This is a genomic window from Actinomycetota bacterium (assembly GCA_040754375.1).
Lineage (GTDB): Bacteria > Actinomycetota > Acidimicrobiia > Acidimicrobiales > AC-14 > JBFMCT01.
Window position 1 is genome coordinate 46,741 of the sequence record JBFMCT010000001.1, and the last position, 22,070, is coordinate 68,810.

Annotated in this window: 21 protein-coding genes; 5 read left to right on the forward strand and 16 right to left on the reverse strand. The window is 72.2% G+C overall.

Going from position 1 to position 22,070, the window contains the following annotated elements; genetic code table 11:
* Position 1: 1 nt before the first annotated feature.
* Positions 2–682 (reverse strand): response regulator transcription factor, encoded by a 681-nt coding sequence (locus AB1673_00210; GenBank protein MEW6152398.1) that lies wholly within the window; start codon positions 680–682, stop codon positions 2–4.
* Positions 683–830: 148 nt separating this feature from the next.
* Here AB1673_00210 and AB1673_00215 point away from each other — a divergent pair, with 148 nt between their 5' ends.
* The gene (locus AB1673_00215) at positions 831–1,964 is read left to right on the forward strand and encodes a site-2 protease family protein (protein ID MEW6152399.1); all 1,134 of its coding nucleotides are present in this window, start codon (positions 831–833) and stop codon (positions 1,962–1,964) included.
* 9 nt (positions 1,965–1,973) lie between these two features.
* Here the strand turns inward: AB1673_00215 and mnhG are convergent, their stop codons facing one another.
* Genes mnhG through mbhE form a run of 7 tightly spaced genes read right to left on the reverse strand, consistent with a single transcriptional unit; the run spans position 1,974 to position 7,895 of the window.
* On the reverse strand, positions 1,974–2,324 hold the full coding sequence (gene mnhG / locus AB1673_00220; protein MEW6152400.1) for a monovalent cation/H(+) antiporter subunit G: 351 nt from the start codon (positions 2,322–2,324) through the stop codon (positions 1,974–1,976).
* Positions 2,324–2,584: a monovalent cation/H+ antiporter complex subunit F gene (locus AB1673_00225; protein ID MEW6152401.1), complete on the reverse strand. Its 261-nt coding sequence runs from the start codon at positions 2,582–2,584 to the stop codon at positions 2,324–2,326. Before AB1673_00225 ends, mnhG begins: the two co-directional genes overlap by 1 nt.
* Complete coding sequence (locus tag AB1673_00230; protein ID MEW6152402.1) at positions 2,581–3,201, reverse strand: Na+/H+ antiporter subunit E; 621 nt, start codon at positions 3,199–3,201, stop codon at positions 2,581–2,583. Before AB1673_00230 ends, AB1673_00225 begins: the two co-directional genes overlap by 4 nt.
* Positions 3,198–4,754, reverse strand: coding sequence for a Na+/H+ antiporter subunit D (locus AB1673_00235; protein ID MEW6152403.1), 1,557 nt, complete (start codon positions 4,752–4,754; stop codon positions 3,198–3,200). Before AB1673_00235 ends, AB1673_00230 begins: the two co-directional genes overlap by 4 nt.
* Positions 4,751–5,119: an NADH-quinone oxidoreductase subunit K gene (locus AB1673_00240; protein ID MEW6152404.1), complete on the reverse strand. Its 369-nt coding sequence runs from the start codon at positions 5,117–5,119 to the stop codon at positions 4,751–4,753. The genes AB1673_00235 and AB1673_00240 overlap by 4 nt, the downstream gene beginning before the upstream one ends.
* The gene (locus AB1673_00245; protein MEW6152405.1) at positions 5,116–5,598 is read right to left on the reverse strand and encodes an MnhB domain-containing protein; all 483 of its coding nucleotides are present in this window, start codon (positions 5,596–5,598) and stop codon (positions 5,116–5,118) included. Before AB1673_00245 ends, AB1673_00240 begins: the two co-directional genes overlap by 4 nt.
* A complete protein-coding gene (gene mbhE / locus AB1673_00250; GenBank protein ID MEW6152406.1) occupies positions 5,595–7,895 on the reverse strand; it encodes a hydrogen gas-evolving membrane-bound hydrogenase subunit E in 2,301 nt (766 codons plus the stop codon). The genes AB1673_00245 and mbhE overlap by 4 nt, the downstream gene beginning before the upstream one ends.
* 405 nt (positions 7,896–8,300) lie before the next feature.
* On the opposite strand from mbhE, the gene AB1673_00255 reads away from it, so the two are divergent.
* Complete coding sequence (locus tag AB1673_00255) at positions 8,301–9,695, forward strand: aminotransferase class V-fold PLP-dependent enzyme (GenBank protein MEW6152407.1); 1,395 nt, start codon at positions 8,301–8,303, stop codon at positions 9,693–9,695.
* Positions 9,696–9,780: 85 nt separating this feature from the next.
* On the opposite strand, the gene AB1673_00260 is transcribed toward AB1673_00255, so the two are convergent.
* The 3 genes from AB1673_00260 to AB1673_00270 are packed head-to-tail and all read right to left on the reverse strand — an operon-like array spanning position 9,781 to position 13,609.
* The gene (locus AB1673_00260) at positions 9,781–10,302 is read right to left on the reverse strand and encodes an SMI1/KNR4 family protein (GenBank protein ID MEW6152408.1); all 522 of its coding nucleotides are present in this window, start codon (positions 10,300–10,302) and stop codon (positions 9,781–9,783) included.
* Between the two features lie 39 nt (positions 10,303–10,341).
* Positions 10,342–11,721: a SpoIIE family protein phosphatase gene (locus AB1673_00265; GenBank protein ID MEW6152409.1), complete on the reverse strand. Its 1,380-nt coding sequence runs from the start codon at positions 11,719–11,721 to the stop codon at positions 10,342–10,344.
* Between the two features lie 7 nt (positions 11,722–11,728).
* The gene (locus tag AB1673_00270) at positions 11,729–13,609 is read right to left on the reverse strand and encodes a nickel-dependent hydrogenase large subunit (protein MEW6152410.1); all 1,881 of its coding nucleotides are present in this window, start codon (positions 13,607–13,609) and stop codon (positions 11,729–11,731) included.
* Positions 13,610–13,682: 73 nt separating this feature from the next.
* Between AB1673_00270 and AB1673_00275 the strand changes: the two genes are divergently transcribed.
* Positions 13,683–14,825, forward strand: coding sequence for a cupin domain-containing protein (locus AB1673_00275; GenBank protein ID MEW6152411.1), 1,143 nt, complete (start codon positions 13,683–13,685; stop codon positions 14,823–14,825).
* 23 nt (positions 14,826–14,848) lie between these two features.
* Here AB1673_00275 and AB1673_00280 read toward each other — a convergent pair whose 3' ends face one another.
* From AB1673_00280 to AB1673_00300, 5 genes are read right to left on the reverse strand one after another with little or no spacing between them, the layout of a single operon-like run.
* Positions 14,849–15,247: a PIN domain-containing protein gene (locus AB1673_00280; GenBank protein MEW6152412.1), complete on the reverse strand. Its 399-nt coding sequence runs from the start codon at positions 15,245–15,247 to the stop codon at positions 14,849–14,851.
* Positions 15,237–15,491, reverse strand: a complete 255-nt coding sequence (locus AB1673_00285) for a type II toxin-antitoxin system prevent-host-death family antitoxin (GenBank protein ID MEW6152413.1) — start codon at positions 15,489–15,491, stop codon at positions 15,237–15,239. Before AB1673_00285 ends, AB1673_00280 begins: the two co-directional genes overlap by 11 nt.
* 38 nt (positions 15,492–15,529) lie before the next feature.
* Positions 15,530–16,702, reverse strand: coding sequence for a glycogen synthase (gene glgA / locus AB1673_00290; GenBank protein MEW6152414.1), 1,173 nt, complete (start codon positions 16,700–16,702; stop codon positions 15,530–15,532).
* A complete protein-coding gene (gene glgC, locus AB1673_00295; GenBank protein MEW6152415.1) occupies positions 16,699–17,934 on the reverse strand; it encodes a glucose-1-phosphate adenylyltransferase in 1,236 nt (411 codons plus the stop codon). Before glgC ends, glgA begins: the two co-directional genes overlap by 4 nt.
* Before the next feature lie 51 nt (positions 17,935–17,985).
* Positions 17,986–18,987 (reverse strand): pirin family protein, encoded by a 1,002-nt coding sequence (locus tag AB1673_00300; GenBank protein ID MEW6152416.1) that lies wholly within the window; start codon positions 18,985–18,987, stop codon positions 17,986–17,988.
* Positions 18,988–19,079: 92 nt separating this feature from the next.
* On the opposite strand from AB1673_00300, the gene AB1673_00305 reads away from it, so the two are divergent.
* Together AB1673_00305 and secD are read left to right on the forward strand one after the other, a co-directional pair.
* Positions 19,080–19,430, forward strand: a complete 351-nt coding sequence (locus AB1673_00305; GenBank protein MEW6152417.1) for a hypothetical protein — start codon at positions 19,080–19,082, stop codon at positions 19,428–19,430.
* Positions 19,431–19,492: 62 nt separating this feature from the next.
* A complete protein-coding gene (secD, locus tag AB1673_00310) occupies positions 19,493–21,940 on the forward strand; it encodes a protein translocase subunit SecD (GenBank protein ID MEW6152418.1) in 2,448 nt (815 codons plus the stop codon).
* The last annotated feature ends 130 nt before the right edge of the window (positions 21,941–22,070 follow it).

The window sequence follows — 22,070 nt, forward strand, 5'->3', positions numbered from 1 at the left end:
GTCAGGGCTGGAGCTTGTAACCGAGGCCCCGGACCGTGACAAGGTGGCGGGGCCGGGCCGGGTCTTCTTCGATCTTGCGCCGCAAGCGGCGGATGTGGACGTCGACCAGGCGGCCGTCGCCGAAGTAGTCGTAGCCCCAGATGCGGTCGAGGAGGGCCTCGCGGGTGAGGAGGCGCCCGCCGTTGGTGGCCAGCTCGCACAGCAGCCTGAACTCGGTCTTGGTGAGCACCACCTCGTCGCCCCCCAGCCGGACGACCCCGGTGTCGGGTTGGACCTCCAGGGTGCCGAACCGGAGGACTTCGGCCGGGGCTTCGCCGGAGCGCACGCGGCGCAGGAGCGAGCGGATACGGGCCGACAGCTCCTTGACCACGTAGGGCTTGGTGACGTAGTCGTCGGCCCCGGCCTCGAGGCCGGCCACCACGTCGTGGCTGTCGGCCCGGGCGGTGACCATGATGATCGGGACGTTGCTCGTGCTCCGCAGGGTGCGGCAGAGATCGAACCCGTCGAGGCCCGGCAGCATCACGTCGATCAACACCAGCTCGGCGGGCCGCTCGGCGAACAGACCCAGGGCCTCCTCGGTGCTCTCGGCCACGGTCACCGAGTACTCCTCGTCCTCGAGGGCGAGGCGCAGGGAATCGCGGATCCTCTCGTCGTCCTCGACTATCAGGAGCTGGGCGGCCACGCCACCATGATGCCCTGGCCGGCCCCGGTCGCCAACGCGCGCCCTGCCGGGGCGCCATGTCACCGAACCGCAACCCGTCCCGCGCCGTGTTGTCGCACGTTGCGGGGGATGATCTACCCAGAGTTCCGCCCATCGGGAGGGGAGCGCTGTGGAAGAGAGCGTGCGGATCGGCAGGATCGGCGGGGTCCGCGTCGGGGCCAACTGGAGCCTTCTCGTGGTCTTCTGGCTGATCGCCTGGGGGCTGGCCTCGGGCCGCCTGCCGCGCGACTACCCGGGCTACGCCGACGGGGCCTACTGGGTGGCGGGCATCCTCACCGCCTTGGCGTTCTACGGCGCGCTGCTGGCCCACGAACTGGGCCACGCCCTGGTCGCCCGGCGCCAGGGGATCGAGGTCGACGGCATCACCCTGTGGCTCTTCGGCGGCGTCACGAAGATGAAGGGCGAGTCGGCTACCCCGGCGGGGGCGGCGTGGGTGGCGGCCGTGGGACCGGCCATCAGCCTGGCCGCGGCCGCCGGGTTCGCGGTGCTGGCCCTGGTGCTCGACCTGGCGGGAGCGCCTGCTCTGGTGGCTGGTACGGCCGGCTGGCTGGCCCGCATCAACGTCGTGCTGGCCGTGTTCAACCTGCTCCCGGCTGCCCCCCTCGACGGGGGGAGGCTGCTGTCAGCCCTGCTCTGGAAGCGCCGGGGTGACCGGCTGGGGGCGGCTGTCAGTGCGGCCCGCGCCGGCCGGGGCCTCGGTTACTTGCTGATCGCGGCCGGCCTGCTGGGCGTGTCGGCGGGCGACGGCGTGGGAGGACTGTGGTTCGTGTTCCTGGGCTGGTTCCTGCTCATGGCCGCCCGGTCCGAGCAGATGGTGGCCGAGACCCGGTCGCACCTCGACGGGGTACGGGTAGCCGACGTGATGACGCCGGGCCCGGTGGTGGCCCCCGGCTGGGTCACGGTGGACGCCTTCTTGGAGGACTACGCCCTGCGGCACCGCTTCTCGTCGTTCCCCGTGGAGCGCTTCGACGGCGAGCTGGACGGCCTCGTGACCATCAACCGCCTCAAGGGCGTCCCCCGCGACCAGCGGGGGGCGGTCCGGGTGCTCGACGTGGCCTGCCCTCTGGCCGAGGTCCCCATCGTGCGCTCCGATGCCATGCTGCTCGACCTCGCCGGCCAGCTCTCGGGTTGCGCCGACGGCCGGGCCCTGGTCATCGACGACGGCCGGCTCGTCGGGATCGTGTCTCCCACCGACATCGCCCGGGCCGTCGAGTTGTCGGCCGCCCGCAAGGGCCATCCCTGACGGCGGAGGTCAGGTTCGGGGCCGGCCCTCCCCCCGGCGATGGTGCTCGGCCAGCTCGTCGACGGAGGTAAGCGGGCTCAGTTCGGTGCCCGCCCGGTAGGCGGCCCGGCCCACCATGTGGGCCCCCACGGGGGCCGTGACGAACTGGAGCACGATCACCAGGAGCAGCTTGGCCACGTCACCCCGGTTGTCGATGACGATGGCCGCGCCCGCCAGCACGAGCACGAGACCGAGCGTGGCCGGCTTGGTGGCCGCGTGCATGCGGGCGAACACGTCGGGGAACTGCTGGAGCCCGAGCCCGGCGGTGAGGCCCAGGGTGACGCCGGCGAGGATCAGGGCGGAGGCGATGGCTTCGGGCATCAGGCTCCTCTCCGCTCGATGAACCGGGCCACGTTGACCGTGCCCACGAACCCGAGCAGAGCGGTCACCACGAGCACGTCGAGGAAGACGCCCGACCCGGTGCGGGCCGCCCCTACGGCGATCCCGCTGACGATCAGGACCAGGACGGTGTCGAGGGCCACGATGCGGTCGGCCAGCGACGGGCCCCGCACGAGGCGGGCCAGGCACAAGAAGACGGCGACCGCCAAGATGGCGAAGGCCACGGTCGTGACAGTTGTCATGGCTGCCCTTTCTGGTCCGACGGTCCCGATGCTGTCGACGGCCCCGCCGCGCCCGACGGGCCCGGCCCGGGCCCCTCGGCCGCCAGCAGGCCCTCGGCCGCGGCGACGGCGCGCTTGGTGCCGAACGCCCGGATGGCCAGGACCTCGAGGTACTGCACCTCACGGCGGACGGCTTCGATGTCATTGAGGTGGAGGACGTGGACGTAGAGAACGGTGGGGTCGTGGTGGACCTCGATGGTCAGGGTGCCGGGTGTGAGCGAGATGGCGTTGGCCACCAGGGTGGTGAGGGTGTCCGACACCCCCTTGATGGGGATGGCGACCACGCCTTCGTTGATCCGGTTGCTGGGCGTGACCACCTCCCACAGGACGATGGCGCTGGCCTCCAACAGCTTCCAGGCGAAGTACACGACGAAGCGGGCCACGGCCACCGGGCGGAACGCCCCGGGGGCGCCCCGCTCGGCCCGAGGGAAGAGCGTCACCAGTACCCAGCCCACCAGCACGCCGCCGGCCACGTTGGCGACGCTGAACGACTCCCACAGGGCGACCCACACCAGGGCCAGCCAGCCGATCATCAGCGGCAGCGTGAAGGGGAGCGGCCCCTGGCGCCGGGGGCTCACCGGCCCAGTACCGCCTCGATGTACGGTGCGGGGTCGGCCAGCACGGTGGCCGCGTCGACCGCCATGTCGTAAAGGGGCGCACCGGCCACGGCCACGGCCAGGCTGGCCACGATCAGCACCACCGTGGGTACTGTCATCATCGGGGGCAACGAGATGCGCCCGGCAGCCGCCACGGTGGCCGTCCCACCCGCCCCGGAGCCGAGCACGGTACCCGTCCCGGCCGCCCCCGGCCCGCCCGCGCCCGGCCCCCCCTCGCCAGGCTGGCCCCAGAAGGCGGCCGCCCAGATCTTGGTCATGGAGAACAGGGTCAGCAGGCTGACAGCCAGGCTCACGGCCACGATCCCGTAGCGCTCGATCTCGACGCCGGCGTTGACGAGGGCCAGCTTGCCCACGAAACCCGACGACGGGGGTACCCCGGCCAGGCTCAGGGCGGGCACCATGAACAGGACGGCCAGCAGTGGCGTTCGATGGAGGAGTCCTCCCAGGCGGCTGAGCGCGCCGGTGCCGGTGGCGTTCTCGATCAGGCCCCCGACCAGGAACATCGTGGTCTTGACGATGATCTGGTGGACCATGAACAGGATCGAGCCGGCCAGCCCGGCCACCGAGAACAGCCCGACCCCCATGATCATGTAGCCGATCTGGCTCACGATGTGGAAGCTCAGGAGCCGCTTGATGTCGTTCTGGGCGATGGCGCCGAGCACGCCCACCACCATGGTCAGCCCGGCCAGCACGAGCAGCACCGTCGATGGCCCGCCGTCGGTCGGGAACATGAGGGTCTGGGTGCGGATGATGGCGTACACCCCGACCTTGGTCAGCAGGCCGGCGAAGATGGCGGTGACGGGCGTCGGGGCCGTCGGGTAGGAGTCCGGCAGCCAGAAGAACAGCGGGAAGATGGCAGCCTTCACCCCGAACACCACCAGCAGGAGCAGGCCCAGGCCGTGGCGCACGGGCTGGGGCAGCTCGCCGATGCGGCCGGCCAGGTCGGCCATGTTGACCGTCCCGGTGGCCGCGTAGATGAGGCCCACGGCCGTCACGAAGAACGTCGACGCCACCAGGCTGATGACCACGTAGGTCATGCCCGTACGCACCTGGTCGCGCCCCCCGCCCAGGGTGATCAGGACATAGCTGGCGCTGAGCATGACCTCGAAGGCGACGAACAGGTTGAACAGGTCGCCGGCCAGGAACGAGGCCGACACCCCGGCGGCCAGGATCAGGTAGACGGGGTGGAAGAAGAGCCGGTCGTCGGCTGTGCGGGGGCTGCCGATGGAGTACACCAGCACGGCCAGCACCACCAGGGCGGAGACGACCAGCATCAGGGCGGCGAACATGTCGGCGACCAACGAGATGCCGATGGGCGCGGGCCACGCCCCCACCTGGATGGCGACGGGGCCCTGGTCGTTGACCTGGACCAGGACGGCGACGGTCAGGGCCAGGCAGGCCACCAGGACCGAAACGCTCAGCGCCCGCTGGGCCTGGGGCCGGCGGTGCAGGACCATCGACAGAGCGGCCGCCAGCAGGGGCAGGGCCACGGGCAGGGTCACGAGGGACCTCACCGCACGTCCTCCGGGTCGGGCCGGCTGCGGGCGATGCGCCGGTCCTCCAGGTCGTCCTCGACCTCGTCGTCATGGCGGAGCAGCCAGCTCCGGTAGGCCAGCGTCAGCAAGAAGGCGCTCACGCCGAAAGCGATGACGATGGCCGTCAGGGCGAGGGCCTGGGGGAGGGGGTCGGCGAAGCCAGCCGTCTCGCCTCCCGAGATGGGCGCCCGCCCGGCCCGGCCCCCGGCCATGAGCAGCACGAGGTTGGCGCCGTGGCCCATCATGGCCAGCCCGATGACGATCTGGGTCAGGTTGCGCTGCAGGAGCAGGTAGGTGCCCACGGCGTAGAGCGTCCCCACGACCAGGGCGAGCACGACGATCATGCCCGCTCGCCCTTCTCGGCGCCCAGGGTGGTGAGGATGCCGAGGACGAGGCCCACCACGACCAGGTAGACGCCGATGTCGAAGGGCAGGGCGGAGGTGGCCTTGACCTCGCCCAGCAGCGGCACGTCGAGGGTGACCTTGCCGCTCTCGAGGAACTGCCCGCCCACGACCAGAGCGGCCAGGCCGGTCCCGACGGCCATGGTCAGGCCGGCGCCCAGCAGGGCGGTGGCCGACACGGGCATCAGCCGACCGAGGTCGTCCGTGCCACCCTCCACGTAACGCAGCACGAAGGCGGCGCCCGCCACCAGGCCGCCCACGAACCCACCCCCAGGGGCGTTGTGGCCCGCGAACAGCAGGAACAGCGAGAACAGCAGGGCGGTGTGGAAGATGGCCCCCACGCAGGTGGCCAGGATGAGCGACGGCTCCTCCTCGCCGGGCCCGACGTGGTGGGGCCCGACCTTGCCGGGGCGGGCGGTCACGGGGCCTCCTCCCGTTGCCGGCCGGCCATGACCAGGCTGGCTATGCCCAGGGCGGCCACGACCAGCACGGTGATCTCGCCCATGGTGTCCATGCCCCGGAAGTCGACGAGGATGACGTTGACCACGTTGCGCCCGCCGCCCTCGGGCAGGGCCCGGGCCAGGTACTCCTCAGACACCGGGGGGGCCGTGCGCGACCCGGCGGCCACCATCACGAAGAAGGCCACGAACACCCCCACGCCGGCCGAGAGCACGATGCGCCCCCGCTCCCGCAGCCGCCAGGGCTTGGGATCGAAGCGGTCGGGCAGGTGGCGCAGGACGAGCACGAAGATGACCAGGGCGAGGGTCTCGATGAGCAACTGGGTGAGGGCCAGGTCGGGGGCCCCCTGGATGAGGAAGAGGACGGCCACGCCGTAGCCCACCCCGCCCAGGAAGAGCACGGCCGCGAAGCGGCCCCGGGCCGTGGCCGCCCCGGCCGCGGCCACCAGGACAAGGGCGGCGACCGCCACCTGGAGGGGCGACTCCGCGAAGGTGAGCCCGTCGGGGAGCGAGGCCCCCCGGGCCAGGGCCACGGCCGGCAGGGCGACCATGGTCAGCAGGATGATGGCCAGGTAGGTGGGCAAGGAACCGTTCTGGACCACGCCGGTGAGGCGGGTGGCCCCGAGCACCAGGTTGCGGACCGAGCCTTCGTAGGCCCCCTGGGCGGTGGGCACGGCTGGTAGGTGGTCCTGGGCCCTCTCGACCCTCTCGCGGGCGAGGAACAGGGCCACGCCGAGGGCGATGGTGACCCCCGAGAGGGCCAGGGCGGGCGTGAACCCGTGCCACAGCACGAGGTGCACGTCGACCTCGGCCAGCAGTGACGCGGCCACGGCCTCGGCCAGCCCGGTCACCAGGACGGGGGCGAACCCGAAGAGCACCGTCAGGCCGGCCAGCAGGGCGGCGGGCGCCAGGAACTGCCACTTGGGCAGGGGCACCTCGGGCCCGATCCGAGGCCGGCCCGACGGTGGCTTGTCGGCGAAGGTCCCCCACAAGAAGCGGGCCCCGTAGGCGAACGTCAGGACCGACCCGGCCACGACTCCTATCAGGGTCAGCAGGCCGCCCAGGCCGTGACCGTGGACGAGGGCCTCGTAAGCCGCCTCCTTGGTGACGAACCCCAGCAGAGGCGGTAGGCCGGCCATCGACGCCGCGCCCACGGCGGCTACCGCGAACGTTGCGGGCATGCGCCGGCCGAGGCCCGACAGCTCCCGCAGGTCGCGGGTGTGGGCCTGGTGGTCGACGATCCCCACGACCAGGAACAGGGCGGCTTTGAAGAGGCTGTGGGCCAGCAGGAGGGCGCCGCCCGCGAACGACAGCTCGGGGTAGCCGGCACCCACCAGCACGACCAGGAACCCCAGCTGGCTGATCGTGCCGTAGGCCAGCACCAGCTTGATGTCGTGTTGGCGCAGGGCGCGGTAGCCCCCGACGAGCATGGTCGTGAGCCCCACCGAGATGACCACCGGCCGCCAGTAGCCGACGCCGGCCGCGAAAGCGGGGGCCAGCCGGGCGATCAGGTACACGCCCGCCTTGACCATGGTGGCCGAGTGCAGGTAGGCGCTCACGGGGGTCGGGGCGGCCATGGCGCCGGGCAGCCAGGGGTGGAACGGGGCCTGGGCCGACTTGGTGAACGCCCCCAGCAGGATCATGGCCAGGCCCCAGCTCACGGCCGTGCCCGACGGGGGGTCGGCCAGGATGGCCGACAAGGAGTAGGTGCCGGCCGCCTGGCCGAGCACCACGAAGCCCCCGAGCATGGCCAGCCCGCCCGCCCCGGTGACCAGCATGGCGTGGAGGGCGGCCGCCCGGGCCGACGGCTTGCTGTCCTCGAAGCCGATCAGCAGGTAGGAGGTCACCGAGGTGAGCTCCCAGAAGACGTAGATGGCCAGCAGGTTGTCGGACAGGACGATCCCGAGCATGGCCCCGGCGAAGGCCGTCAGCGTGCCCGCGAACCGCCCCAGGCCGGGCCGCTCGGAGAAGTAGTACCGGCTGTACACCATCACGAGCACGCCGACTCCCGAGATCAGGCCGGCCATGAGCAGGGAGAACCCGTCCAAGCGCAGGTCGAGCGACAGCCCCAGGCCGGGGACCCACGAGAGCGGCTGGTCGACGGCGGTGCCGGCGACGACGCCCGACCACTGGGCCATCACCCAGGCGAACGTGGCCGCCGGGGCGATGGCGCACAGCCAGAAGACCTTCCGCCCGAGCCGGGCCCCGGCGGCCGGGGCGACCACGGCGATGGCGGCGTGGAGCGCGAGGAGGAGGACCACGGCCGCGTCTATCGCCCGGCGGGCGGAGCGGCGGGGACAGGCAACCCGTGGCGCATGGGCGAAGGCCCGCCTCCCAGGGCCGCCGTCGGGGGGCCGGCGAGCAGCACGATGGCCGATCGTAGCCGCCGCCGCCCGGGCGTCCGGCCCGCCCCGGCGCCTGCCACCTTACGGTTCGCGGCCAGTCCACCGACGAGGACGGGAGGGGCAGACCTGAGCTGACGAGGCGCTGGGTAACCTCGGCGGGTGCCAGAGAACGCCGTGGGGGGTACGCCAGGAGACGGGTGCCTAGACCCTTCCTCGGCCGCCGACCGCCCTGCCGGCGGTGAAGCCGATGTGCCAAGCCGCTGGTCAGGGCCAGGTCGGCCGCCTCGGCGCGGAGCGCCGACCGCGGAAGGCACCAGCCTCGTGGGGGCCACCGAACTGGTGGGCGACGGCCTCGAGGTCCCGTGCGTGGACGGACAGTCCCGCCGCTACCTCAACCTCGACGCGGCGGCGTCCACCAATGCCCTGGTGGCGGTGGCCGACCGGGTGGCCGAGTTCCTCCCCTGGTACTCCAGTGTCCACCGGGGGGCCGGCTTCAAGTCGAGGCGGGCCACCGACGCCTACGAGGCCGCCCGCCGGGCGGCACTGGCCTTCGCGGGCCGCGGCCACGGCGGGACCGGCGAGGGCACGGGCGACCACATAGCCATCATCTGCCGGAACACGACCGAGGCGGTCAACCATCTGGCCTACCGGTTGAGGCTGGCTCCCGACGACGTGGTGGTGACGACGGTCGTCGAGCACCACGCCAACCTGCTGCCCTGGGCCCGGCTGTGCCAGCGGCGGTTCGTCGAATGCGGGCCCGACGGCACGTTCGAGGCCGGGGCCGTGGCCGAGGCCATCGATGGCGGCCCCCGCCCCCGGCTGGTGGCGGTCACCGGCGCGTCCAACGTGACCGGCTGGGCTCCGCCCGTGGACGAGATCGTGGCCCTGGCCCACGAGCGCGGTGTGCCCGTGCTGGTCGACGGCGCCCAGCTGGCCCCCCACCGGCCCTTGCCGGCGTCGGCCGACTTCGTGGCCTGGAGCGGCCACAAGATGTATGCCCCCTTCGGGGCGGGGGTGCTGGCCGGGCCGCGGGACGCGTTCACCGAAGGGGACCCGTTCCTGGCCGGTGGGGGCGCGGTCGACCTCGTCGACCTCGACGAGGTGGCCTGGACCGACCCCCCCGAGCGGGAGGAGGCCGGTTCGCCCAACGTGATCGGGGCCGTGGCCCTGCACGCCGCCATAGACGAGATGGGCCGGTTCGGCTGGGACGCAGTGGTGGCGCACGACGACCGGCTGGCCCGGCGGCTACGGGCCGGGCTGGCGGCCATCGACGGCGTTCGCCTGCTCGGGCCCGGCCTGGACGTGCCCACCCTGCCGCTGGCCACGTTCACCGTCGAGGGGGCCCACCACGCCCTGGTGGCGGCCCGGCTCAGCGCCGAGTACGGCATCGGTGTACGCCACGGCTGCTTCTGCGCCCACCCGTACCTGCTGCGCCTGCTGGGGCTGACGGCCGCCGAGACGGCCGAGTACCGGGACGCCGTGCTGCGCCACGACCGCCGCAACGTTCCCGGGGCGGTGCGGGCCAGCGCCGGGATCAACACGACGGCGGCCGACATCGACCGCCTGCTCTCGGCGGTGGCCGAGATCGCCGGCGGCGGCCCCCCACCCCTGCCCTACGTGCAGGATCCCCGCACCGGCGACTTCTGGCCCGAGGGCGAGTCGCTCGGATGGTCGTCCGCCGACCGGGCCGTCGGCGCCTCCTGCGCCCGCGGCTGACCCTGGCGGCCGGTCCCACCCGGACCGGTGTGCCGAACGCGCCGGACCTGGCGGGTTTCGCGCACCGATTGGTCGGGCGTGGCCGTCAGGCGGAGGTGAAAGTGGCGGCGCCCACCGTGAGGCCGGCCAGGAGGGCGGGGTCGAGGGTGCGTTCGAGCACGCCCACTACGAACCCCACGGCCCCCATGGGCAGCTCGACGGGCCCGTGGCCCCGGTCCGACCAGTAGACGGTGGGCCAGTCGTTGGGGCGGCCGTCGGTCCGCCAGCCGACCAGGCCTCCGCCGGCGACCACCCCCCAGGGCAGGAACCCACCGGGCTCGGGCCACACCGACCGTCCCGAACCGTTGCGCAGGGCCCGGCAGCGGGGTTCGATCAGGTCCATGAACGACTTGGAGGGGTCGAACGGCTCGATGAGGCTGATCACCCCGCCGAAGGTGCCCGATCCGTACTCCCGCACCAGCATGCGGTAGTCCTCGGGGGGCGGGAAGCCGTTGACGCTCGTGAACCGCTTCCAGTCCCCGTTGGCCCGCACGGGGTAGTCCGGTGGCTGGACAAGGTCGGTGAGGCGGACGAAGGCGGCGACCGACATCATGACGCCCGCGAGCATGCCAGGTACGCGGCCGGCCTGCTGCGTTGGCCCGAGGCCTCAGGGCGTGGTCGTGGCCCGGGCCCCGACCACGGTCAGGTCGTCGTCACGCCGCTCGTGGTTGGCGCACGCGCCCACGATGTGGCCGCACAGGGCTTCGAGCCCCAGGGGACCGGTGAGCGCGGCGTCGAGCAGCGAGGCCAGGCCCCGGGCCCGCGAGCGGTTCGGGCCGGTGACCAGCCCGTCGGTGTAAGCCAGCAGGGTCGCCCCCGGCCCCAGCTGGCCGGACACCTCCCGGCGGTGGCCGGCCCCGGGCGCGCCCACGGGCGCGGTCAGTTGCTCGTGGAGGAACCGGCCGCCGTGCTCGTCGACGATCAGCGGGGGGCACATGCCGGCCGAGCACAGGCGGAGCTCGCCCGTGTCGGGCTGCACGACCATGTACACCAAGGCCGCGCCCTCTCCCCGGCCTGTGGCCGCCACGAAGCGGTCGAGGCAGCTCACCAGGCGGGCCGGGAACCGGCCCTCGATGACTACGTAGGCCGCCACCGCTACCCGCAGGTCGCTCTTGAGGGCGGCCGCCCCCACCCCGCACCCGGGGGCGTCGCCCACCACGATGCCCACGGCCCCGTGGTCGAGGGGGAACACGTCCCACCAGTCGCCGCCCCCGTCGAGGCCGATGGCCCACGGTCGCGAGCGCCCCACGACCTCGATCCCCTCGGGCCCGTCGGCCATCGGGCCCGGGCCCCGGCCCCTCTCGTGGGCCTGGGCGGCGCGGCGGCGCCCGGCGTAGTCGACCAGGGCGGCCAGGGCGGGCGAAGGCTCGGGTGGTCCCTCGTCAGGCGGGGCGGCCTCGGGAGGGGGCACCTCCTCGGCGAGCTCCTGGTCGCAGGCGCCCGCGTCACCGAGCTCCTCGCGCACGAGGGTGAGCACGGTGTCGAGGGAGCAGCCGACCTCCTCGCTGAACCCGGTGCCGAAGGAGCAGTCGGCCGGTTCGACCTCGATGAGGACGGTGTCAGCCGGCAGGGCGCCCCAGTGGCCCAGCACGGCCAGGGTGTGGTCGAGGTCACCGGCCCCGGCGATGGACTCGGCCAGGGCTTCGGCAACGCCCTCGGCCACCTCGGCCGGACCGGTCGTGGCGGGCGCCGGGTGGCCCAGGCGGCGGCACCGTACCGACCCGGGCACGCCCCCTCGGGCCGCCGCGCCCACCAGCACCAGCTTGGGGGGCTGGAGCTCGTCGACGCGGTGGAGGGCGAGGTGGGCGGCGTAGGGGAGGTCCTCGACGACCACCCCCGGGGGCCAAGGGAACGAGCTGAGGTAACGAACGGCCTGGCGGCCGAAGTCGAGGTCCCGCCGGGCCCTGACCCCGAAGCCGGCCACCAGCGCCCGGCAGGATGCGACCTGGGGCCCGGCGGCAGCCGGGCCCCAGCCCAAGATGGTCACGTCCGGCCTACTCGAACGTGCAGCCGCAGGAGTTGACCTCCCGCACGATCACGCCCTTGCCGGTGTCCATGTGGGTCGTGCAGGGCATGCACGGGTTGAGGCTGCGCACGGCCCGGAGCACGTCGATCCCCTTGATCTGGTCCTCGGGGACCGACTCCAGCAGGGGCGTGCCCACCACGCACTCCTCGTAGGGGCCGAGCTGGCCGAAGGCGTCGGTGGGCGAGGCGTTGAGGGTGGACGGGGTGGTGATCTGGTAGTTGACCAGCTTGCCCTTGTCCATCTCGATGTGGTGGACGAGAAAGCCCCGGGCCGCCTCCCAGAAACCGACCCCGATGCGGTGGTCCTTGGGGATCTTGAACGGGGTGTGCACCCTGGTCTCACCGGCCCGCCAGTACTCGAACGCCTTCAACAGGCAGTTCATGGCGATGGCCGAGGTCATGGCCACCACGTAGGCCCGTCCCCGGTTGCGCTCGAGGGCGTTGAGGGTGCGGGGCACCGACCAGAACAGCTCGGTCTCGGGCAGGGCGTGGCGGGGGAGCAGCATCTTCACCCCGTCGCCGGTCGCTTCGTAGAAGGGGTTCTCGGGCACCTTCTGGGCAAGGGCAGTGGCCCACAGCTGGCCGTAGGACCCTGTCTCGATCGACTTGCGGTCCCAGCGGGGGGCCGTGTCCCACGTGTAGCGCTCCCGGAAGTTGGTGGCCGTGGGCTTGGGGATGGTGGTCTTGTTCCACGGGTGGTAAGGCGACAGGGGGTTACCCAGGGGGTCGGTCTTGAACTTCTGGGGCCCGGTCTTGGTCCAGTCCTCGTAGAACGAGTGCTCGACGAACTCCTCGTAGCCCATGTTGATGTCGGTCAGGTTGGTGGTGACCAGCTTGCCGTCGATGATCATCGAGGGCGTCGACCACCGGGAGTTGCCCCAGGTGTCGAGGTTGGCGTAGGTGGCGTCGTAGACCTTGGAGTTGTCGTAGATGCCGGTCTGGGCGATGTTGACCGAGCGGGCGCCGACCTGCTCGTACTCGGGGTTGGCCTCCAGGAAGAAGTCGCAGATGTCGTCCCAGATGCGGGGGATGACCTTGGCGAAGTCGATGATCTTGCCCAGCTGGCTGTAGTACTCGTTGAAGCTCGACGTGGTGATGGTGGTGGACACCCCACCGGGGACCAGCGTCGAGGGGTGGGGGAACTTGCCGTACATGAGCATGCACATGATGCGCCCCACCCGGGTCCACTCGAGGGCCTCGAGGTAGATCTTGCCGGTCAGGGGGTTCATGGCGTCCATGATGTCTTTGATGGTCGTGTAGCCGTGGATGTCGGCGTTGGGGGCCAGGGTCTTCTCGGCCCGGGTGACCAGCTCGGGGTTGGTCACCGACACGATGGCGGTGGAGTAGTCCGGCCCGGCCAGCAGGCCCAGGTGGAGGGGCCGGTCGTAGAACATCTCCGCGCACTCGCCCAGGTTGCGGACCTCGACGCCCAGCGGCGGGGCACAGATGCCGAAGGTCTGCTCCAGGCCGAGAGCCGAGACCGAGGCGTGCACGCCACCGCACACCCCGCACGCCCGTGACGAGATGTCGATGGCGTCGCGGGGGTCACGGCCCTGCAGGATGATCTCGTAGCCCCGGAAGAGCATGGCCCGGGAGTGGCACTCCACGGCCTTGCGGTTCTCGAGGTCGAGCACGGTGTGGATGGCGAGGGCGCCGGCCACCCGGGTCATGGGGTCGATCGACCACTCACGCAGCCGGGGCGGGGCCGCCAACTGGGCGCCGGGGCCCGAACGCCGGCGCACGTACCCCTTGCGCTGCCCGCCCGTCACGGCGTATGGCTCGGCCAGGCCTTCACGCAGGTGAGCCTTGCCAGTGGCATCGAACTCGATGGGAAGGTTCTTGAAGCACATGTAGGCGCCCCTCTTCGGTCGGTTGCCCTGCAACATCGCATCTAAGTGACAAGAACGCCTAGTGTTGTTAGCAATGCTTAACGACGGTGAGCGCCTGACGAGCGGGGTGGAGGACCTCGACCTGCTGCTCGACGGGCTCATCCTGGGCGACAACGTGGTCTGGGTGGGCGACGACGAAGACGTCGTCCGCCGGCTGGAGGACGCCCTGCTGGCCGAGTCGGTGCGGCGGGGCCAGCCGTGCTTCTACGTGGCGTCGGGGCTGGTCAACGATGCCCTCAAGCGCCGGCTGGGCCCGGGGGTGGTGGTGCTCGATGCCGGCGGGGGCGGTCCCTACGGCGACCCCGGGGTGCTGGCCACGGCCGTCATCGAGGGTTCCCGGGGTTCGCCGCCCGGGTGCGTGGTCGTCGACAACCTGGGGTCGTTCGCCCGGCGCTGGGGCCCCGACCGGGCAGTGGCCTTCTTCAGCCGGGTGTGCCCCCGCTTGTTCGACATCGGGGCACTGGCCTACTGGTGGGCCCCCAAGCGGGAGCTGACCCGATCGTCGCTCGAACGCATCACCCAGGTGACCCAGTGCGTGCTCGAGGTGTCCGGAGATCACCTGCGGGTCATCAAGGCCGAGGGCCGCCCGCCCGGCGCCCAGGGCAGCCTCCAGCGGCTGCGGGTGGTCGACGGGGCCGTCACCCTGGAGGACGAGATGGGCCTCGGGCGCCTGGGCCGGGGCCTCGAACGGTTACGCCGCGAGCGCAACCTGACCCAGAGCGACCTGGCCCGCTTCGGCCGGGTCAGCCCCAGCGCCATCAGCCAGGCCGAGGCCGGCAAGCGGGGCCTGTCCCTCGACACCCTGCTGCTGCTGTCCGACCGCCTGGGGGTCAGCCTCGACGAGCTGCTGTCGGCCTCGGCCGAGCCCGACTACGTGCTGGCCCGCCGCCCCCGGGCCTCGGGCAGCGTCCAGAAGGCCCTGCTCGACGACCCCAAGGCGGGCTTGCGGGCCTACCTCGTGCGCCTGGGCCCGTGGGAATCGGCTGCCCCCGAGATCCGCCACAAGGGCGAGGAACTGGTGCTCGTGGCCTCGGGCCTGGTGCAGGTCTCGATCGGTTCTGACACGCCCGTCATGCGGGCGGGCGACGCCGCCCTGGCCACCCGCACGGCCGTCTCGGGCTGGCGCAACCTCACCAACGACCCCGCCCTGCTCTTCTGGGTCCTGCGCGACGGCTGACGCCGCAGTAGGTACCCGAGGGGTCAAACGCGGATGACCGACAGGCCGGGGACGCCGTCGTAGTCGTCGTCCTGGCTCACCACCGGGATCCCCTCGGTGATGGCGGTGGCTGCGATCCACGAGTCGTTGAGCGGCATCCGCCGGCCGGCGTCGCGCAACGACAACCGGAGCGCGGCCCACGTCTCGGCCACTTCACGGGTTATCGGCAAGGGATCGAGGGCCTCGGCCCAGCGCAAGGTCTGCAGCCGTTGAGCGCGAGCGTCGCCTTCGGCGGCGAGCACGCCGAGCGAGAGCTCCCCGACGGTGACGACCGAGACCACTACTCGCTCGGGTGGTGCGCCGGTGATCGATCGATCCTGCTCCTGAGCGATGAACAGCGACGTGTCCGCCAGCGCGAGGGCCGGCCGGTGCTCACCCGCCATCGGGATCGTCGGTCATGTCGCCGACGAGCTCGCGGAGCTGGCGGGCCAGGCCGGCATCGGCGCGCGCCTTCTCCAGCCCCCGCTCGAAATCGTCCCAGGCGATGGACCGGGGCCGGGCCGGGAGGGGCGAGAGCTCGGCCACCGGCCGGCCGCTCACGGTCACCCGAAGGCGCTCGCCGCCCTCGACCCGACGCAGAACGGCGCTCACGTCGTTGCGCAGGTCGCGGGCAGGTATGTCGGCCACAACTAGAGCGTAGCAGTACTGCTACGTGACCAGGCTGTTCAGTGGGACGACGAGATCGCCGTCTCGTACACCTCGACGGTGCGGCGGGCGATGGCGGGCCAGGCGAACTCGGCCAGCACCCGGCGGCGGCCGGCCTGGCCGAACCGGCGGGCCTGGTCGGGGCCGGCCACCAGCTCGTTGACCCGGGCGGCCAGGCCGGCGGCCACGGCCTGGGGGTCCCCGGCGTCGTAGGGCACCAGCCAGCCCGTCTCGCCGTCGACGACGATCTCGGGGATGCCGCCCACGGCGGTGGCCACCACCGGGGCCTCGCAGGCCATGGCCTCCACGTTGACCAGCCCGAAGGGCTCGTAGACCGACGGGCATACGAAGGCCGCGGCATGGGTCAGCAGCTGTACGACCTGGGGACGGGGCAGGGCGTCGCGTACCCATACCACCTGGGCGCCCGGGCCCGACCGGCTGGCGAGGTCGGCCAGGCGGGCCTCGAGCTCGGCCCCCTCGGCCTCGGTGTCGGGGGCCGAGGCGCACAGGACCACGACCATGCCCGGGTCGAGCAGGGGCACTGCGTCCAGCAGGTGCCCGATGCCCTTCTGGCGGGTGATACGGCCCACGAAAAGGGCGTAGGGGCGCTCCGGGGCCAGGCCCACCCGATCGAGGGCCTCGGTCGACGGGTCGGGGTGATAGGCGTCGGCGTCGACGCCGTTGTGCACGACCACCACCCGGTCGGGGCCCACGGCCGGGTAGGTGGCCAACACGTCGTCGCGCATGGCCCCTGAGACGGCGATCACGGCGTCGGCCGCCTCGATGGCCGTTCGCTCGCAGAAACGCGACACCTCGTAGCCGCCCCCGAGCTGTTCCTGCTTCCATGGCCGCAGGGGCTCCAGGCTGTGGCTGGTCATCACGTGGGGGATGCCGTGGCGCAGCTTGGCCAGGTGGCCGGCCATGTTCGTGTACCACGTGTGGGTGTGGACCACGTCGGCCCCGGCCACGGCCGCGGCCATCTGCAGGTCGACGGCGATGGCGCCCAGGGCCGGGTCGGCCCCGGGTGCCATCTCGTAGTTGCCGGCCACCAGCCCCGACGGCCGGGGCCGGCCGAAGCAGTGGACGCCGACATCGACCAGCTCGGCCAGCTCGGCCGCCAGGTGCTCGACGTGTACCCCGGCCCCCCCATAGACCTCGGGCGGGAACTCACGGGTCAGCAGGGCTACCTTCAAGGGTGGGGGACCTGCTCGCCCTTGCCCAGCACGACGATGCCCCGCTCGCTGACGGTGAACCGCTCGCGGTCGCGGGCGGCGTCGACGCCGATGCGGGCGCCCGCGGGCACCACCACGTTCTTGTCGATGATGGCCCGGCGCACGACGGCCCCCGGCTCGACCACCACCTTGTGCATGATGACCGAGTCCTCCACCAGGGCCCCGGGCTGCACGTGCGCGCCGGGCGAGATCACCGACCCCCGCACCGTCCCGCCCGAGATGATCGAGCCGGCGCAGACCAGCGAGTTGATGGCCTGGCCGGTACGGCCGTGGTCCTCGAGCACGAACTTGGCCGGGGGCAGGGGCGGGTTGGACGTGTAGATGGGCCACTTTTCGTTGTAGAGGTTGAACACGGGGTGGACCGATACCAGGTCCATGTGCGACTCGTGGTAGGAGTCGATGGTCCCAACGTCGCGCCAGTAGGCCCGGTCACGGTCGGTGGCCCCGGGTACCTCGTTGGTGGCGAAGTCGTAGTAGTGGGCCACCCCCTGGGACACGAGCATGGGCAGGATGCTGCCCCCCACGTCGTGGACCGACGACTCGTCGGCCGCGTCGGCCCGCACGGCGTCGACCAGCACGTCGGTGCTGAACACGTAGTTGCCCATGGACGCCAGCACCGTGCCCGGTGCGTTCTGGAGGCCGCCGGCGTCGTCGGGCTTCTCCCAGAAGCGCCGGATGCGGGTGCCCTCGCCCGGTTCGAGCACGCCGAAGGCGCTGGCCTCGCCTTCGGGCACGGGGATGGCGGCCACCGTCACGCCCGCCCCCGAGACCATGTGCTGTTCGAGCATCTGGCGGGGGTCCATGCGGTAGATGTGGTCGGCGCCAAAAACCAGGATGTGGTCGGGCTGCTCGTCCCAGACCAGGTTGAGGTTCTGGTAGAGGGCGTCGGCCGAGCCCAGGAACCAGCGCGGCCCCAGGCGCATCTGGGCGGGCACGGGCGTCACGTAGTCGCTCAGGAGCGTCGACAGCCGCCACGTGCGGGAGATGTGCAGGTCGAGGCTGTGGCTCTTGTACTGGGTCAGCACGACGATGCGCAGGAAGCCACCGTTGGCCAGGTTGGACAGCACGAAGTCGATGAGCCGGTAGTGGCCGCCGAACGGGACGGCGGGCTTGGCCCGGTCGGCGGTCAGTGGGTGGAGGCGCTTGCCCTCGCCACCGGCCAACACCATCGCCATCACCTTCCGAGCAGCCATGGCAGGAAGGTAATGCCTGCCATGGCTGCGGTGGTGGTGCCGCCCCGGGCCTCAGCGATTGGTTGGCCGAGCCGCCCCATGGGGCATCAGTGCCCCGGGCGGGACGACGCCCAGGCGGCCGCAGCGGTAGTCCTCCATGGCCTGGACCAGTTCCGCCCTGTCGTTCATGACGAACGGCCCGTACCACGCCACCGGCTCGCGGATGGGCTGGCCGCCCAGCACGATCACGTCCAGGTCCTCGGCCGCAGGCCGGCCGTCACCGCCGCCGGGGCGGGCCCCGGCCACCAGCCGCAGGTGCCCGCCGGGGCCGAAGACAGCCAGTTGACCCGAGGCCAGGGGCCGGCCCTCGGGCCCGGCCGTGCCCGCGCCCGACATGACGTAGGCCAGTGCGTTGAACCCCTCCGGCCAGGGGAGGTCGAGCGCGGCCCCCGGTGCCAGCGAGGCGTGGACGAAGGCCATGGGCGTGTGCGTCGACCCCGGCCCGGCGTGGCCGGCCACGTCGCCGGCGATGACCCGCACGAGCGCGCCGCCGTCGGCCGAGGCGACCATGGCGGCCCGGGACCCGGCCAGGCTCTGGTAGCGGGGCGGTGACCACTTCTGGCGGGCGGGCAGGTTGACCCAGAGCTGGAGGCCGTGGAGCAGCCCTCCGCTGACCACCAGCTCCTCGGGTGGGGTCTCGATGTGCAAGATGCCCGCCCCGGCCGTCATCCACTGGGTGTCGCCGTCGGCGATGAGCCCGCCCCCACCGTGGGAGTCCTGGTGCTGGAACGCACCTTCGAGCATGTAGGTCACGGTCTCGAACCCGCGGTGGGGGTGCCAGCTCGTACCCCGGGGTTCGCCCGGCCCGTAGTCGACGGCCCCCATCTCGTCCATGTGGATGAACGGGTCGAGGGCTTCGAGGGGCGCCCCGGAGAACGCCCGGCGCACGGGGAAGCCCTCGCCTTCGAACCCGCTCGGGGCGGTCGTTACCAGGGCCACCGGCCTGGCGGCCGAACCGGGGCCGGGGAGGGGCAGGCGGGGAAGGCTCAGCGGGTCGGCAGTGGCGGCGGGCATTCGGGCGCTCCAGTGGTTGCGGTGTCAACTATCTGGTCTAAACCGCAGCACAGCCCTCCCTGTTCCGGGGCCCGCGCATAGGCTGGGGAGCCGTGGCCCGTACCCGGCGCCTGCCTGCCGTACTGCTGGTACCCCTCGCGCTGGTCGCCGTCGTGGTGGCCGCCGACGTTACGGCGCGCGCCCGGCCGGAGGGCGTGCCCGAGACCAGGGCGGGAGCGGGTGCCCTCCTCCAGAGCCTCGAGCGGGAGATGGCCCTGGCGCCGGCCAAGCGGATGGCCGTCGAGCAAGGCTCCTCCCTGGTGGCGGCCGTGCTGGCAGCCGCCGTCGGCATGGCTGCCGCGGGTGCCGGATGGCGCCCGGCCTGGCCCGGCGTCGTCACCCTCCCGGCCACGCTCACCTTGGCCGTGCGCCCCCGCGGGCCGCCTGGCGCCTCGTGCTGCTGACCCCAGTCCTGTCCTCGTCCTGAACGCCGCCCCGCCGGGACGGCCCACCTGGAGGCTTCCCTGTGCAGCAAGTCCGTTGGCGCGCCATCGCCGTGTTGGCCCTCGTGGTGGGCGCCGTCGTCCTGATCGCCACCCAGCCGGCCCGCCTGGGGCTCGACCTCAAAGGTGGCACCCAGATCATCCTGGAGGCCCAGGACAGCGAGCGCCAGAGGGTCGACGGCGACACCGTGAACCGCACCCTGGAGGTGCTGCGCCGCCGCGTCGACGCCTTGGGGGTGACCGAGCCTTCGCTGCAGCGCTCTGGTGACCGGCGCATACTCATCGAGCTACCGGGAGTGGAGGACCCCGATGAGGCGGTGGACATCATCGGGCGTACGGCCCAGCTGCGCTTCCACCCCGTGCTGGCGGGCGCACCAGAGCCCGACGACCTCGTGCTCTTCGCCGAGTCGGGCGAGCCCTTGCGCCTGGCGCCGGCGGCGGTGACGGGCGACGACGTGGCTACGGCCACCGCCCGGGTGGCGGGCGAGTTCGCCGTCACCTGGCAGGTCCAGGTCGACTTCCGGGGCGACGGCAGCCGTAGGTGGGAGACGCTCACCGGCCAGGCCGCCTGCGCCCCCCTGGGCGACCCGGCCCGGCGCATCGCCATCGTGCTCGACGAGGACGTGATCTCCAGCCCCGAGGTGGCGGCCGAGGTGAACTGCCCGCGCGGCATCAGCGGCGGGACGACGGTCATCACCGGCAACTTCTCCCAGGCCGAGGCCCGAGAGCTGGCCCTGCTGATACGAGCAGGCGCTCTACCGGTCCCGGTCGAGATCGTCGGCCAGACCACGATCGGGCCCACCTTGGGCAAGGCGGCCATCGAGGCGAGCATCAAGGCGGCCATCATCGGGGCGCTGCTGACGGCTCTCTACATGGTTGTGTACTACCGCCTGCTCGGAGTGCTGGCGGTGATCGCCCTCGGCGTCTACGGGGCGCTCAGCTTCGCGGTCCTACTCCTACTAGGGGCGACGCTCACGCTTCCGGGCATAGCGGGCTTCGTGCTCGCCGTCGGGATGGCTGTCGACGCGAACGTCCTCGTCTACGAAAGGATCAAGGAGGAGCACGCCGGGGGCGCATCGACGCGAGCCGCAGGCCGGAACGGGTTCCGGCGCGCCTGGAGCGCCATCGCTGATTCCAACGCCACGACGGTCATCGCAGCCATGTTGCTGTTCTTCTTCGCGTCCGGGGCCGTCAGGGGATTCGGTGTGACGGTCACGGTCGGGGTGCTCACGTCGATGTTCACGGCCCTGGTGGTGACGCGGCTGATGGTCGACGTAGTGCTCCGCACCCGCCTGCGTAACCGGCCCCGCCTGCTGGGCCTCGAGGTCGGCGCCAGGTTGCGGACGTGGATCTCGACGGCTCGCCCGGACCTCATGCGCCACAGCGGCCGCTTCCTGGGTGCGTCGGGGCTGGCGGTGGTCCTCGCCATAACCGGGGTGGGAGTCAAGGGCCTCGACCTAGGGCTGGAGTTCTCCGGCGGGCGCCTCATCGAGTACCGGACGGAGCGACCGCCCGACCTCGACCTCGTCCGGTCGGAACTGGCTCGCGCTGGGTTCCCAAGGGCAGTCGTACAGGCTGCGGGAGACGCCCAGCTCACCGTCCGGATCGAGACCCTGACGCCAGAGGAGCAGTCGCGCGTGGTCGCTGCAGTCGAGGCGGTCGGAGGGCGGGCGGAGGTGATGCGCGACGAGTTCGTCGGGCCGACCATCGGCGACGAGCTCCGCCGTAAGGCGCTGATAGCGCTGGCGATCGCGCTGGCGGCCCAGTTGGCCTATCTCGCCGTACGCTTCAAGTGGACCTACGGAGCGGGTGCGGTAGTGGCGATGGTCCACGATGTCCTCATCCTGCTCGGGTTGTTCGCTTGGCTGGGCAAGGACCTCGATGGCGTGTTCCTCGCCGCACTTCTCACGGTCATCGGCTACTCTGTTAACGACTCGGTCGTGGTGTTCGACCGCATACGCGAGTTGCGGCGCGCCCGGCCGAGGGAGCTGTTGCGGGTTGTGGCCAACGACGCATGCCTCCAAACCGTTCCTCGGACGATCAACACAGGGTTGGGGGCAATGTTCATCCTCGTCGTGCTGTGGCAGTTCGGCGGCGACACGCTCGCTGACTTCGCCTTGGCATTGCTGGTCGGCCTCGTCGTCGGGACCTATTCCTCCGTCCTTACAGCTACTCCCGTCGCATTGTGGCTGGAGAACCATTGGGGCTCGGGTGACCGTAGGCCACCACAAGCCGAGCGGGCCCAGCCAGCCTCCGCAAGCGCGCCCCTCGCGCAGGCGCGAAGCCACGGTCACCAAGGAGCGGACCCTGGTGGTGATGCCGACCGGTCCCGAGCCGTCGCCGTCCGGTCGCGCCCACCCACACCCCAGCGGCCGGTATCGCAAACCCGGCCCACGCCGGCCCGGCCGGCGGCGGCGGCACCCCGCCCGCGGAAGAACAAGCGGCGCAAGCCCGGTCGGAGGAGGAACTGACCTTGGCCCTCGGTTGGGCACACGCGGCCCTCGCACCTGACGGGCCGGCACCCGTCGCGGGTGAGGTCCCCGACCTGGTGAGCCGGTCAGGGGGCCTCGCCGGGATGGATCGCCGGTGACGGGTGGGCCG